11 protein-coding genes and 3 tRNA genes are annotated in these 14,219 nt (G+C 64.8%); 9 read left to right on the top strand and 5 right to left on the bottom strand.

The window, feature by feature from the left end; translation table 11 throughout:
• The first annotated feature begins 6 nt into the window (after positions 1–6).
• Positions 7–3,594: an ABC transporter permease/M1 family aminopeptidase gene (locus CSQ92_RS22135; RefSeq protein WP_099395417.1), complete on the top strand. Its 3,588-nt coding sequence runs from the start codon at positions 7–9 to the stop codon at positions 3,592–3,594.
• On the opposite strand, the gene CSQ92_RS22130 is transcribed toward CSQ92_RS22135, so the two are convergent.
• From CSQ92_RS22130 to CSQ92_RS22110, 5 genes are read right to left on the bottom strand one after another with little or no spacing between them, the layout of a single operon-like run.
• Positions 3,581–4,279 (bottom strand): LytR/AlgR family response regulator transcription factor, encoded by a 699-nt coding sequence (locus CSQ92_RS22130; protein ID WP_099395416.1) that lies wholly within the window; start codon positions 4,277–4,279, stop codon positions 3,581–3,583. The two genes, CSQ92_RS22135 and CSQ92_RS22130, sit on opposite strands and share 14 nt — an antisense overlap.
• Positions 4,270–5,376 carry a sensor histidine kinase gene (locus tag CSQ92_RS22125; RefSeq protein WP_230522791.1) on the bottom strand — a complete coding sequence of 369 codons (1,107 nt, stop codon included), beginning with the start codon at positions 5,374–5,376 and terminating at the stop codon, positions 4,270–4,272. The genes CSQ92_RS22130 and CSQ92_RS22125 overlap by 10 nt, the downstream gene beginning before the upstream one ends.
• The gene (gene ttcA / locus CSQ92_RS22120; protein WP_070258652.1) at positions 5,328–6,263 is read right to left on the bottom strand and encodes a tRNA 2-thiocytidine(32) synthetase TtcA; all 936 of its coding nucleotides are present in this window, start codon (positions 6,261–6,263) and stop codon (positions 5,328–5,330) included. Before ttcA ends, CSQ92_RS22125 begins: the two co-directional genes overlap by 49 nt.
• A 32-nt stretch (positions 6,264–6,295) precedes the next feature.
• Positions 6,296–6,694, bottom strand: a complete 399-nt coding sequence (locus CSQ92_RS22115; RefSeq protein ID WP_034783508.1) for a dihydroneopterin aldolase — start codon at positions 6,692–6,694, stop codon at positions 6,296–6,298.
• A gap of 53 nt (positions 6,695–6,747) precedes the next feature.
• A complete protein-coding gene (locus CSQ92_RS22110) occupies positions 6,748–7,533 on the bottom strand; it encodes an SDR family oxidoreductase (RefSeq protein ID WP_099395415.1) in 786 nt (261 codons plus the stop codon).
• Between the two features lie 81 nt (positions 7,534–7,614).
• Here CSQ92_RS22110 and CSQ92_RS22105 point away from each other — a divergent pair, with 81 nt between their 5' ends.
• The 8 genes from CSQ92_RS22105 to CSQ92_RS22070 form a co-directional block, all read left to right on the top strand.
• Entirely contained in the window at positions 7,615–8,766 is a 1,152-nt protein-coding gene (locus CSQ92_RS22105) for a class I SAM-dependent methyltransferase (RefSeq protein ID WP_099395593.1), read from the top strand.
• 149 nt (positions 8,767–8,915) lie between these two features.
• On the top strand, positions 8,916–9,995 hold the full coding sequence (locus tag CSQ92_RS22100; protein WP_099395414.1) for a J domain-containing protein: 1,080 nt from the start codon (positions 8,916–8,918) through the stop codon (positions 9,993–9,995).
• Positions 9,996–10,058: 63 nt separating this feature from the next.
• A complete protein-coding gene (locus tag CSQ92_RS22095; RefSeq protein WP_070258612.1) occupies positions 10,059–11,654 on the top strand; it encodes a DUF3369 domain-containing protein in 1,596 nt (531 codons plus the stop codon).
• A 133-nt stretch (positions 11,655–11,787) separates the two neighbouring features.
• Entirely contained in the window at positions 11,788–13,434 is a 1,647-nt protein-coding gene (locus CSQ92_RS22090) for a tetratricopeptide repeat-containing response regulator (RefSeq protein ID WP_034753121.1), read from the top strand.
• Between the two features lie 233 nt (positions 13,435–13,667).
• A tRNA-Tyr gene (locus tag CSQ92_RS22085) sits at positions 13,668–13,752 on the top strand.
• 63 nt (positions 13,753–13,815) lie between these two features.
• A tRNA-Gly gene (locus CSQ92_RS22080) sits at positions 13,816–13,889 on the top strand.
• A gap of 43 nt (positions 13,890–13,932) precedes the next feature.
• Positions 13,933–14,007 (top strand) — tRNA-Thr (locus CSQ92_RS22075).
• 88 nt (positions 14,008–14,095) lie between these two features.
• Positions 14,096–14,219, top strand: a 124-nt coding sequence (locus tag CSQ92_RS22070) for a GTP-binding protein (protein WP_017454492.1), incomplete at its 3' end; no start/stop codon positions are given.

Here is a 14,219-nt window from a genome sequence, read left to right as displayed (position 1 = left end):
AACAGCATGTGGCAGGAATTCTTTCGCTTCGACTTGCGCTACCAATTGCGCCAGCCCTTGCTGTGGCTGATGACGGTGCCCCTGATGGTCGGTGCCTTTCTGACGGCCGGCAGCCCGACCTTCCGCCTCGGTGGCGGCATCGGCAATGTGCACCTGAACGCGCCGGCCGTGATCGCCAACCAGCTTGGCGTGCTGAGCATGCTTGCCATGTTCCTGGTGGCCGTGTTTATCGCCGGCGCCGTGCTGCGCGACAGCGACGCCGGCATCGCCGATCTGCTGTACGCCACGCCGATGCGCAAGCGCGATTACCTGGGCGGGCGCTTCCTGGCCGGCTTGGCGGCCTGCCTGCTGGTATTCGTGCTGGTGGTGCTGGCGATGATGCTCGGTTCGCTCACTTCCTCCGCCGACCCCGAGCGGCTCAACCCCGTCACGCCTCTGCCCTATCTGTGGAGCTTTGCCGTCTTTATCGTGCCCAATGTGCTGTTTGTCGCCGCGCTGCTGATGCTGCTGGCCGTGGCCGGGCGCTCGATGCTGCTCGTGTACGTGGGCGTGCTGGCGTTTTTCGTGCTGTGGGCGGCCTCCGGCCTGCTGGCCGGACGTCCGGCGCTGGCCATGACGGCGGCCTTGCTGGACCCGTTTGGCGTGCGCGCCCTGGCGCTGGCCACGCGCTACTTCACCAGCGCCGAAATGAATACGGCGCTGCCGCCGCTGGCCGGCCTGCTGCTGGCCAACCGCCTGCTGTGGGGCGTGCTGTCGCTGGCGCTGCTGGCGGCCACCATCTGGCTGTTCAAGCCGCAGCGCGCCGGTGCAGGCCGCGGCTGGTTCCGCCGTGCCGTCCGCGCGCAGGCGGCGCCCGTTGCCATCGTCGCGGCCGGCCCCGCGCTGCGCCCGGTCGTGCCGCAGTTTGGCATGGCGGCGGCATGGCGGCAATTCTGGCATGTGCTGCGCTTTGACACGATGGGCGTGCTGAAAAGCGTGCCTTTCCTCGTCATGCTGCTGCTGGCGCTGGCCAACTTCATCGCCAATGTCAGCGTCGGCGGCTTGCGCTTTGACAGCGTGCCGTATCCGCTGACGCGCCTGATGCTGGTCGAACTGGCCGACAGCCTGAACTTTGTGCTGGCCATCGTCGTGATGTTCTACAGCGGCGAACTGGTATGGCGCGACCGGCACGCGAAGATCGCCGACCTGACGGACGCCTTGCCCGTGCCGGGCTGGCTGCCGCTGCTGGCCAAGTGCGGTGCCTTGACCGCCGTGGTGGCCGTGTTTCTGGGCGCCGGCGTGCTGGCAGCGCTGGCGGTGCAGCTGCTCCAGGGCGGCGTGCGCCCGGAACCGCTGCTGTATCTGCAAGGCACGCTGATGAATGCCGCCTGGTTCGTGCTGATGGCGCTGGCCATGCTGGCGCTGCAGGTCATCGTCAACCAGAAATACGTCGCGTATGCGCTTTCGTTGCTGCTGGTGATGTTCAAGCCGCTGCTGGCCGCGCTGGGCTTCGAGCATCCGCTGTACCGCTTTGCCTCGCTGCCGGAACTGGTATACTCGGATTTGAATGGCTATGGCGGCCTGCTGGCCGGCTGGCTGTGGTTCGCGCTGTACTGGACGCTGGGCACGGTGGCGCTGCTGCTGGTGGCGCAGGCTTTTCGCCCGTCGGGGCGCGCGGCCCGCTGGCGCGTGCGCTGGTCGCAAGGCGTGCGGCGCCTGCGCGGCGCCAGCGGCTGGGCCCTGGCCCTGAGCCTGGCCGGCTTTGCCGCCAGCGGCAGCTGGATCGCCTACAACATGCACGTGCTGAACCACTATCAGTCCGGCGCGCAGCTGCTCGATGCGCGCGCCGACCATGAACGGCGCTATCGCCAGTATCTGGCGCTGCCGCAGCCCGGCATCACGGCGATTGCCGCCAATGTCGACCTGTATCCGGCGCAGCGCAGCGCGGCGATACGCGGCCGCTATCGCGTGAAGAATCGTGGCGCGACGCCGCTGCGCACGCTGTACCTGCAGATGGATACGGCGGCGCAGACCACCTGGCAGGCACTGCCCGCGCACCGCGTGCTGGTCGACGATGCGCGCCATGGCGTGCGCATCATCGAACTGGCGCAGGCGCTGGCGCCGGGCGCGACGCTCGATCTTGCGTTTCTCGTGACCGTGCGCCAGCAGGGCTTTACGGCCAGCGGCCAGTCCGAGGGCGTGCAGCACAACGGCAGCTATTTCACCATCGAGCAGTATTTCCCGCACCTGGGCTACAACGCGGCGCAGGAGATCGCGGACAGCGGCGAGCGCCGGCAGCGTGGCCTGGGCGCGCCGCATGGCATGCCCAAGCTCGACGACCCGCAGGCGCGCTACAGCAATTACTGGAAGCAGTGGGGCATCGATGGCGACCTGGTCGACTTCCAGACCACCATCTCCACCAGCGCGGACCAGGTGGCGATCGCCCCGGGCACGCTGGAAGGCAGCTGGCAGCAAGGCGGGCGCCGTTATTTCAGCTACCGCATGGCGCAGCCGGCGCTGCCGTTCTTCGCCTTCCAGTCCGGCCGCTGGCAGGTGCGGCGCGCGCAGTGGCAGGATGTGGCGATCGAGATCCACCACGATGCGAAGCACGCGTGGAATACCGGCAGCATGGTCGCCGGCGCGCAGCAGGCGCTCGCCTACAACACGGCGCACTTCGGCCCCTACCCGCACCGGCACTTGCGCATCGTCGAGTTCCCCCTGTACCAGCAGTATGCGCGCAGCTTCCCGGGCCTGATCCCGTTTTCGGAGTCGCTGGGTTTTATCAGCGACCTGCGCGACCCCGATGGCGTCGACCATGTGTTCTATGTCACGGCGCATGAAGTGGCGCACCAGTGGTGGGGCGACCAGCTCATCGCCGCCAACGTGCAGGGCAGCGGCATGCTGACGGAATCGCTGGCGGAGTATTCGGCGCTGATGGCGGTGGAGCAGCGCTTCGGCGCCGACAAGGTGCGCCTTGTCCTGCGCTTCGACCTCGATGCCTACCTCGCCGGCCGGGGCCGGGAACAGGGCCGGGAGCTGCCCCTGTTCCGCAGCGAGGGCCAGGCGTATATCGAATACCGCAAAGGCAGCCTGGCGTTCTACCGCCTGCGCGCCGAAATCGGCGAGGCGGCCTTGAACCGCGCCTTGAAAGCCTTCCTCGCGCAGCATCGCTATCGCAGCTCGCCCTATGCGACCAGCCGCGACCTGCTGTCCTTTATCCGCGCCGAAACGCCGGCGGCGCAGCAGCAGCTGGTCACCGACCTGTTCGAGCGTATCGTCCTGTACGACAACCGCCTGGCCGGCGCCAGTGCGCTGCGCCGTGCCGATGGCCGCTGGGACGTGACCTTGCAAGTGCAGCTGGCCAAGCTGGAAGCCGACGGCAAGGGACGCGATGCGCCGCGCGCCTACGATGAGCCGGTCGACCTGGCGGTGTTTGCCGATGGCGCGCCACAGCGCCTGCTGTATCGCGGCAAGCACCGCTTGCCCGGCGGCGCCGCATCGGTGACGGTGACGGTCGATGCGCCACCGGGCGAAGCGGTGCTGGATCCGGAGCAGCTGCTGATCGAGCGCAATGGGCTGGACAACCGCCGGCGCGTGCAGCTTACAGGCGGTTGAGCTGCCTGAAGACGATGGCGCGCCGGCGCGACATGCCCACGCGCAGGCCGCCGTGCAAGGTGAGCGTCATGCCGCCCGCGGGCGCGGGCGCGATGTCCGTCACGCTGGCGAGGTTGACGATGCGGCTGCGGCTGACGCGCATGAATTTCGCCGCGTCCAGCCGCGCTTCGAGCTGCACCAGTGAGCGCAGCAGCAGCGGACGGTGGCTATCGAAATACACGCGCGTGTAATTGCCTTCCGATTCGAACAGCGCGATGTCGTCCAGCGCCACGAACCAGCAGCGCTCGCCGTCCTTGATGAATACCTTGCCATCGGCGGCCGTCGCCCCGGCTTCTTGGGGGGCGGGCCGGCGCTTCTCGAGCGCTTGCGCCAGCCGTGGCGGATCGATGGGTTTGAGCAGGTAATCGAGGGCGCTGACGTCAAAGGCGCGCAGCGCATAGCGGTCGTAGGCCGTGGTGAAGATCACGGCCGGCGCTTGCGCGAGCGCCCCCAGCAGGTCGAAGCCGCTGCCATCGGGCATTTGCACGTCGAGGAAAATCAGGTCCGGCGCCAGCGCCGTGATCTGCTGCAAGCCTTCCTGTACGTTGGCCGCTTCGCCGACCACGCTGACCCATGGATGCTCGAGCAGCAGGCGGCGCAACTCGTCGCGCGCCAGCCGCTCATCGTCGATGATCATCACGCGCATGTCTGCTCCCAGGGTAGTGTGACGGTGGCGATGACCCAGCCGTCCTGCTCGGCCAGGCGGCAAGTGGCTCCCGCGCCAAACAGCAGGTGCAGACGCTGGCCGGCATTGGCCAGGCCCACGCGCGTCGAGCCGCTGTCGGCTGCCAGCTTGCCCTGGTTCGCCACGCGCAGCAGCACGCTGTCATCGGCCCGGCGCGCCTCGATGCGCACGGCGCACGGGCCGGTGCTGCGTTCGACGCCATGCTTGATGGCGTTTTCGACCAAGGTTTGCAGCAGCATCGGCGGCAGCGCCACGGCGTCGAGGCCGGGAGCGATATCCTGGCTCAGTTGCAGCCGCTCTTCAAAGCGCAGCTTTTCCATGCCGAGATAGGCTTGCAGCGCGGCCAGCTCGGCATCGAGCCGCACCGTGTCGGACAATCCCGTCTGCAGATTGTGGCGCATCATGGCGGCCAGCTGGTTCATGGCGCGCGCGGCCGCCTGCACGTCCTGGAACATCAGCGCGCGGATGCTGTTCATGCTGTTGAAGAAAAAGTGGGGATTGACCTGCGCCTGCAAGGCGCGCAGTTCAGCGTCCTTGACATGGATTTCCAGCTGCAGCTTGTCGAACGCCAGTTGCGTGGCGTGGCGGCGCGACAGCGCCAGGGTGTACAGCAGCGTCCACAGCGCGAACACGATAAACCAGAGCACCGTCAGGATCGCCAGGGTGGCCGGCAGTTCGGCGCGGTCCTGCAGCAGGGCGCCGTTGCGGAACAGCAGCTCGGCCAGCAGCACGGCACCTGTTTGCAGCACGCTGAGCAGCAGCAGGCCGGCGCCGATGCGCGCCAGCGGCAATCTGTCTTGCGCTCCCTTGATCCAGCCATGGCGCCGCAGGTGATTGCGCCAGCCGTGCGACAGGCCCAGGCCCGTCAGCGCGCAGAAGACCTTGGCGACCGAGAACCACAGGACATAGGCATTGGGTCCGCCGCCCCAGGAGGCGTACACGCCCAGCGCCGCCAGCGCGCCCCAGCCGGCGCACTGCGCGATCCAGTAGTCGCGCGGCGTGCGCACGGTCAGGCTTGTTGCAGCGCGATGGTGCCGAACGTGGTCGGCGTCGAGCACGGCTCTTCGTCGAAGGCGATGTCGCCCATGGGGCTGGCCACGCCGTCCGCCTTCAAATCCTTGAAGCCGAACAGTTTCGGATCCATCAAGTGCGATGGCGCCACGTTCGACAGGGCCGAGAAGATGCTTTCCACGCGGCCGGGGAATTTCTTGTCCCATTCGCGCATCAAGCCCTTGATCTGCTTGCGCTGCAGGTTTTCCTGCGAACCGCACAGGTCGCATGGAATGATGGGGAAGCCCTTGACTTCCGCATAGCGCTGCGTGTCTTCTTCCTTCACATAGGCCATCGGGCGGATGACGATGTGCTTGCCGTCGTCCGATTGCAGCTTGGCCGGCATGCCTTTCAGTTTGCCGCCGAAGAACATATTCAGGAAGAATGTTTCCAAAATATCATCGCGGTGGTGGCCCAGGGCGATCTTGTTGGCGCCCAGCTCGTCGGCCACGCGGTACAGGATGCCGCGGCGCAGGCGCGAGCACAGCGAGCAGGTGGTCTTGCCTTCCGGGATCAGGCGCTTGACGATGCTGTAGGTATCCTGGTTTTCGATGTGGAAGGCCACGCCCAGTTCCGTCAGGTAGGCGGGCAGGATTTCCGGCGGGAAGTTCGGCTGCTTCTGGTCCAGGTTGACGGCGACGATGTCAAAATGGATAGGCGCGCGTTCGCGCAAGGTCATCAGAATGTCCAGCAGGGCGTAGCTATCCTTGCCGCCGGACAAGCACACCATCACCTTGTCGCCGTCTTCGATCATGTTGAAATCGCCGATGGCCTGCCCCACCAGGCGGCACAAGCGCTTGTGCAGCTTGTTGTTTTCCAGGGCGATCTTTTCCGCCTTCTTGCGCGCCAGTTTTTGCGCTTCCACATTGGCCGGCACTTCCACGGCGGCTGTCATCGTTTCCAGTACGGCAGTGTCATTCATGTTGTTCATGCTTCATCCTTGATCTTGAATACTTCCACGCCCACGCCTTCGCAGTCGGGATACACGTCCGGTTTCATGCTCGAGACGCGCGCGGCGCGCACGCGCGGGTGGGCCAGCATGGCCGCGAGCACGTCGTCGACCAGGCTTTCCTGCAGCTGTACGTGGCCTTGCGCCATGCGCCTGGCGATGGTTTCGCGCATGAAGTCGTAGTCGACCACTTCTTCCAGCTGGTCATCCTTCGGCGTCGACAGGGCCAGGGGAATGTACAGGTCGACGTTGATGAGGACGCGCTGCTCGCCCTTTTTCTCGAAGTCGTAGACGCCGATGTTGATGAGGACTTCGTAATTGCGCAGGAACAGGCGGCGGCAATCGGCCAGGCGAGGGTGGGACAGGGCGGACGACATAGTTTTACCTTTTCGGGGATGCTGGAATGCTGGTTGTTTGGTGTGGCTGCTGATTATTTGGTCAAAAACATGACGTCGCGCGGCAAGCCGATCAAATGCTGGCCGCCATCGACCAGCAGGGTCGTGCCCGTCAGCGCGCGCGCGCCGGCCACGTAACAGACGCAGTCGGCCACATCCTCGGGCGTGCTGGAGCGTCCCAGCGGCGTGTTTTCATGCGCCTTGGCGAAGTTCGCTTCCGTCTGTTCGCCGGAGACCATGGTGATGCCGGGGGCAATGCCCACCACGCGCACTTTCGGCGCCAGCGCCTGGGCCAGCATGGTGGTCGCCGACAGCAGCGCCGCCTTGGACAGGGTGTACGACAAAAAATCAGGATTGAGATTGTACAGTTTTTGATCCAGCAAGTTGATGACCACGGCTTGTCCGCTTGCCGGGGTGGCCTGGTACAGCGCTTGCGCCAGCAGGATGGGGGCGGCCAGGTTGGCGTGCATGTGGGCGTCGAGCGCGGTGAAAGAAAAATCGCCCGCATTGTCGTATTCAAACAACGATGCGTTGTTGACCACGCAAGTCACGGCGCCCAGCGCCGCCTGTGCCTGTGGCAACAGCTGGCGCACGGCGTCTTCCTGCGCCAGGTCGCAGGGGAACGCCTGCGCGCGGCGCCCCAGCGCCGTGATTTCCGCCACCAGGCTGAGCGCCTCGTCGCGCGAGTCGCGGTAGTGAACGGCGATATCCCAGCCGTCGCGCGCCAGGCCCAGCGCGATGGCGCGGCCGATGCGGCGCGCCGCGCCCGTGACGAGGGCGACGCGGGGAGTGCTGTGTGGCAGTGTCGATGCTGGTGTCATGTCTTTACTGTCTATATGGAGTGAGCGGGCTTGCCATGGCCGGTACTGGCGGCCCGCGCCGCCGATTCGCTACAATACGGTATGTCTCTTCCCGTACCCGATAGCGACGCGCTGGCCGCGTCCCATGCCTTGCAGCACCAGATTGCCGCCGAAATCGCGCGCAATGACGGCGCCATTCCCTTTGTCCGCTTCATGGAGCTGGCGCTGTATGCGCCTGACCTCGGCTATTACAGCGGCGGCGCCGCCAAGCTGGGCAAAGATGGCGATTTTACAACCGCGCCGGAAATCTCTCCCCTGTTCGGCGCCACCCTGGCCCATGTGGCAGCCGCTATTATGGCGCAAACGGCCCCGCGCATCCTCGAATTCGGCGCCGGTACGGGCAAGCTGGCCTGCGATATCCTGACGGAAGCGGCGAATGCCGGCATCCCTATCGAGCAGTATGCGATCGTCGAACTGTCCGGCGAATTGCGCGCGCGCCAGGAACTGGCCCTGGCCGGCTTCCCGCAAGTAGTGTGGCTCGACGGCTTCCCCGACAGTTTCGAAGGCGCCGTGTTCGGCAATGAAGTGCTCGACGCCATGCCCGTCAACCTGATCAGCAAGACGCCCGCCGGCTGGTGCGAACTCGACGTCAGCATTGCCGATGGCCAGTTCGTGTTTGTCGAACGTCCGGCCGGCGCCGACGTGGCGGCGCAGATCGCCGCCCAGGTGCCGGACGCCGAGCACTTGCCGGTCGGCTATGTCAGCGAGATCCATGGCGTGGCCTGCGGCTTCATGCGCTCGCTGGCGCGCATGCTGACCAATGGCAAGGGCGGCGCGGCCGTGCTGTTCGATTATGGCTTCCCCGCCCACGAGTATTACCTGGACTTGCGCGCCACGGGCACCCTGATGTGCCATTACCGCCACCACGCCCACGCGGAACCGTTCTATCTGCCCGGCTTGCAGGACATCACGGCCCACGTGGATTTCACGGCCATGGCGGTGGCGGCGCAGGATGCGGGTCTCGATGTGCTTGCCTACATGAACCAGGCGTCCTTCCTGCTGGGCGCGGGCATCGGCGACTTGCTGCTGCGCACCGATCCGGCACAGGTCAAAACGTATTTGCCGCAGGCCAGCGCCGTGCAAAAGCTGGTGTCGCCCGCCGAGATGGGGGAATTGTTCAAGGTGCTGGTGGTAGGGCACCAGGTGGAGTTGCCGGAAGCCCTGTTGTCCAGTGACCGCAGTCACCGCTTGTAAGCGCCTGCAATATCAAGGCAGGGCAGTGCCGCCCTGCAATTTCCTGTCCGCCGGTGGTTATTATCTTGTCATATCGTATATGATGACCGACACAGCACGGTTCCATCCTGCAAGAACCCGTCGCCGCGCACCGATTTCAAGATAGAACGATGGGAAAGATACATACACACTATGACAACCTGAAAGTGGCGCGCCTGGCGCCGCAGGAAGTCATACGTGCCGCGTACAAAGCCCTCAGCCAGAAATACCACCCGGACAAGAATCCTGGCGACGAAAAGGCCGCCCGCATCATGGCGATCCTCAACAGCGCCTATGGCACCTTGTCCGATCCACAACGCCGCAAGGAACACGACGAGTGGATCGCCGCCGAGGAGTGGGAAATCGAATGGCTGGAAAGCACCCACCACGAGGAAGGCAAGAGCCGCGATGGCCGCGCGAAAGGCCATGCCCAATCGCATGAGCACGCCTGGGCGCAGGATGTGCCGCCGCCGAAGGGCAAGGCGCCGCCCATCTGGCGCAACTGGCGCTGGTGGCTGAGTCTGCTTGTCTGTCTGTTGCTGGGCTGGCTGGGTGCCTTGCTCATGCTCGACACCTCGCAGCCGATGCCGGCCGCGCTGGCGTCGGCCTGGAGCGGCCTGGCCCGCGATGGCGCCAAAGCGCACCCGGACACGTCTTCGGCGGATGGCGTCGCCACGCCGCCGGCAAAAAACGAGGCGGTGGCTATCGATAGCTGGGCCGTGGGCAAGCCGTATGCGGCCGAGCCCGCGCAAGCGAAGGCACCGGAGATCCGCGTGCTGGCCGTCTCACAGCTGAGCCTGAAAGCCAGCCGTCCCGCCTGCGATGGCGCCAGCCAGGCCGAGTCGGCGGCGCTGGTGGCGCCGAATGGCGAGCCATGGCCGGCGCAATCGGGCTACGTGGATGGCTTTCCGATCGGTAACAAGGGCGAGGAACTGAGCTTGACCATCGATAACAGCAGCAACGCGGCGCCCGTCTTCGTCAAGCTGTATGACCAGGAGCGGCGCTCGAATGTGCGCTACCTGTACATCCTGGCCAATGACAAGCTGACGGTGGAGCAGCTCAGCGCGGGCAAGTACGAAGTGCGTTACCAGGCTGTCGGGCCAGGCCAGGACAATTGCGGCGGCGCCACGCGCAGCGGTGCAGCGGTACCCGCGCCGGCGCCGGTCGCCGGAGACGGCGCTACGCAGAATCCTGTTGTAAGCAGCATCTAATCTGATTATGCTTGATAGGCGTCAACGCAGCGTCCACATCGAACTTATCCCTTAGGAGTATTCATGACCGACCTCAAAGCCGATGCAGATGATAACTGGCTGCTCGACGAAGATGAGCCGGTGGCCAGTCCTGCCGGGCTGGCCGCGCCCGACCAGCGCCTGTGGCGTGTCCTGATCGTCGACGATGACGTGGATGTGCATGCGGTCACGCGGCTGGCGCTGCGCAATGTCAGCTTCAAGGGCCGCGAACTGGAACTGTTTTCCGCCTACAGCGGCCGCGAAGCGTACGACATCCTGCGCGACACGCCCGATATCGCGCTGGTGCTGCTCGACGTGGTGATGGAAACGGACGATGCCGGCCTGATCCTCGCCAAGCGCATCCGCGCCGACCTGAACAATTCCATCGTGCGCGTCGTGCTGCGCACGGGCCAGCCGGGCCAGGCGCCCGAGCAGCGCGTCATCATCGAATACGACATCAACGATTACAAGGCCAAGACGGAACTGACGACGCAAAAGCTGTTTACCACCGTCATCTCGGCCTTGCGCGCCTACGAGAGCCTGATGATGCTCGAGCGCAGCCGCATCGGCCTGGGCAAGATTCTCGCCGGCGCCACCAATCTGTACCAGATCCATTCCCTGCGCGAATTCGCTTCCGGCGTGCTCAACCAGGTCAGCGCCATCCTCGACGTGGGCGCGGACGGCGTGCTGTGCCTGATGCAGGGCGGCGCCGGACGGCCCGAAGTGGTGGCCGCCACGGGCACGTATGCCGTGCTGGCCGAGGCGGAAGCCATGCCGGCCGACCATGCCCTGACGCCCACCATCGACAAGGCGTTCGCGGAAAAGCGCAGCCAGTTCGAGCATCCGGCCAATGTGCTGTTCATCCATACGGAAGGCAACCGCGAGCTGGCCATCTCCGTCACGCCGCCGTGGCCGCTGGCGCAGATCCAGCGCGACTTGCTGGAAGTGTTTTGCCAGCGCATCGCCGCCGCCTTCGACAACCTGTACATGTTCGGCCAGCTGCGCAAGGCGCAGGAAGCGACCGTGGTGGCGCTGGCCGACCTGGCCGAATTCCGCGACAGCGACACGGGCGGCCACGTGCGGCGCGTGCAGCTGTTGTCCGACGCCATCGCCCGGCGCATGCAGCAGCGCGGCGTGTACCCGGATGAGCTGACCCCGCAGTTGCTCGACATGATCGGCCTGGCCAGCATCCTGCACGACGTGGGCAAGGTGGCCACGCCGGACGCAGTGCTGCTCAAGCCGGGCAAGCATACGGACGAGGAGCGGGCGCAGATGCAGCTGCATGCCAGCGTCGGGCGCACCATCCTCGAGCGGGCCGCCAACATGGTCGACGGCGTCAGCTATCTGACCTATGGCGCGCAGATCGCCGGCGGCCACCACGAACACTTCGATGGCGCCGGCTACCCGCATGGCCTGAAGGGGCGCGATATTCCCGTGGCCGCGCGCATCGTTGCCGTGGTCGACGTTTTCGATGCCTTGCTGCACGAGCGGCCTTACAAGGAACCGTGGCCGTATCCGCAGGTGCGCGAGTACATCGAGCAGCGCAGCGGCAGCCAGTTCGATCCGGAAGTGGTGACGGCGCTGCTGGAACTGATCGACCATGAGCCGCAACTGTGGCATCCGGAGCGCGCCGTCGCTTGAGTAGCCGCTCCGTTGGCATTTTTCGGCGCGCCGCCATTCCCTTGCGCGCGGCGCCGTCATATACTCGGCAGCCTCATGCTGGCTGGCGCCACGCACCAGTGTGGCGCGCCGCGGAGTTTTCGGACATCACGACATGAAAGAACTCAAGGGCCTCAGCGCACTGATCATCGAGCCGCATCCGGGCATGCGCGCCAGCCTGCACAATATGCTCAACCTGTGCGGCCTGGCAAAGATCGACGACGCGGCCAGCTCCGGCCAGGCGATCCGCATGCTGGGCAGCAAATCGTATGACTTGATCCTGTGCGAATACGATCTCGATGGCGGGCAGGATGGCCAGCAGATGCTGGAAGACCTGCGCCACCACAAATTGATGCACGCATCGACCATGTTCTTCATGGTCACGGGCGAAGGCAGCTTCGCCAAGGTGGTCAGCGCCGTCGAGCTGTTGCCTACCGATTACATCCTCAAGCCGTTCACTGCTGACAACATGCTCGAGCGCATCGGCCGCGCGTTGGACAAGCGCAATGCTTTCGTGCCCGTGTATGAACTGATCGACGTGGGCAATGAGCGCGCGGCGATTGCCGCCTGCGCCGAGGGCGCCAGCCTGTATCCCCGCTACGCCACCGATTTCCTGCGCTTGCGCGCGGAATTGCACCTGCTGCTGGGCGAGGCGGCCGACGCCGAGCCGATCTACGCGGCCCTGTATGAGAGCAAGTCCATCGGCTGGGCGCGCCTGGGGCAGGCCAAGACGCAATTTCTGCTGGGCGAGTACGAAGCGGCGCAGGGCACCCTGGAAGGGCTGCTGGAAAACAACAAGCGTTTTCTCGATGCGTATGACTGGCTGGCGCGCACGCACCTGGCGCAAGGCAAGCCGGAACTGGCGCAGGCGGCCCTGAGCGAAGCGGTGGCCCTGTCGCCGCACGCCGTGCGCCGCTTGCGCCGCCTGGGCGAGGCGGCCCTGGCGGCCGACGATATCGAGATGGCGGAAAAATCCCTCAAATTGGTGGTCAGCAAGGCCAAGTATTCGGAATTCCGCGACCCGGAAGACCATGTGCGCCTGGTGCAGACCCTGGTGCGCAAGGGCGACCCGCTGCAGGCGGGCGCCGTGATCCGCGACCTCGACAAGTCGATGGGCGGGCAAAAGAATGCGGAACTGTGCAGCGCCCTGTGCAGCGCCATGTTGCATGCGCATACGGGCAACGAGGAGCGCCTGCAGCAATCGCTGGACGCGGCCCTGGCCGCCAACCGCCACAGCGTGGGCGGATCGAACATGCTGAAAACGGAACTGGCGCGCCATTGCCTGGCGCATGGGCGCGAGGATGGCGCCGCCGAGGTGATGCGCGAAGTCATGCGCAACGCGCCCGACAGTGCGGCCATGACGCGCGCCATGGCCGTGTTCGAACAGGCGGGGCGCGAAGAGCTGGCCAAGGCATTGGCGCGGCAAAGCCGCCAGGAAGTGGCCGACATGGTGGCGGCCGGCGCGGCCAGGGCGGGAGAGGGTGATTTCCGCGGCGCCGTCGACCTGATGGGCGAAGCCGTCACGCGCCTGCCAGACAATCCGCAAGTGGTCTTCAATGCGGCCGTGGCCGTGCTGAAATGCCTGGAACACGAAGGCTGGGATGAGCGCATGGGCCAGCAGGCGCTGACATTTATCGCCGGCGTGCGCCGCCTGGACCCGCGCAATCCCAAATTGCCCGTACTGTCGGGCCTGCATCAGCAGTTATTGCGCAAATATAAGCCCCTTGGCAACTCCTGGATGCATCCGCCTGATGCCCGGTAAATAGAAAAAATGCGGGCTGAGTGACGGGAAAATGCGGCTTGCGGGCAGGGGGGATAAAAAAAATGCGAAAAAAGTCGACTTTTTCGCGCCAACCCTTGCACATTCTCAAATCGGGAGCTTATAATCACGCCCCGAAGCAGCCAACTTCTTCTTTATAAGCAAATGCAGCAGTCAGGCATCAGTAAATAAGGTTGACAGTTGTGAGTAGATGCTTCATACTCTGCGGTTCCCGCGGAGGGGTGGCCGAGTGGTTAAAGGCGACAGACTGTAAATCTGTTCTCTATGAGTACGCTGGTTCGAATCCAGCCCCCTCCACCAAGTTTTTGCAAGGAAAACTGGGTAGTAGCAAAAAGCAAGTGAAGATAAAGTGAACGATACCTCGCGGGTGTAGCTCAATGGTAGAGCAGAAGCCTTCCAAGCTTACGACGAGGGTTCGATTCCCTTCACCCGCTCCAGTTTCCGTTCAGATGCTTGATGCATCGCATGCAACAAATTACAGCCCTTGTAGCTCAGTGGTAGAGCACTCCCTTGGTAAGGGAGAGGCCACGTGTTCGATCCACGTCAAGGGCACCAGAATTCGCAGCAGGCAGCACAGAAGCAATTCAAACCAGACCGTCGGGCGTGTGCCTGAGCAATCTAATCAAATCATTAGGAGTTCAAAATGGCAAAAGGTAAATTCGAACGGACCAAGCCGCACGTCAACGTCGGCACCATCGGCCACGTCGACCACGGTAAAACCACGCTGACCGCTGCAATCGCAACGGTTCTGTCGAAGAAATTCGGCG

It is taken from the genome of Janthinobacterium sp. BJB446 (assembly GCF_002735655.1).
Classification (GTDB): domain Bacteria; phylum Pseudomonadota; class Gammaproteobacteria; order Burkholderiales; family Burkholderiaceae_D; genus Janthinobacterium; species Janthinobacterium lividum.
The sequence above is the reverse complement of the archived record's forward strand: the minus strand, read 5'-3'. Positions and strand labels throughout refer to the sequence as shown.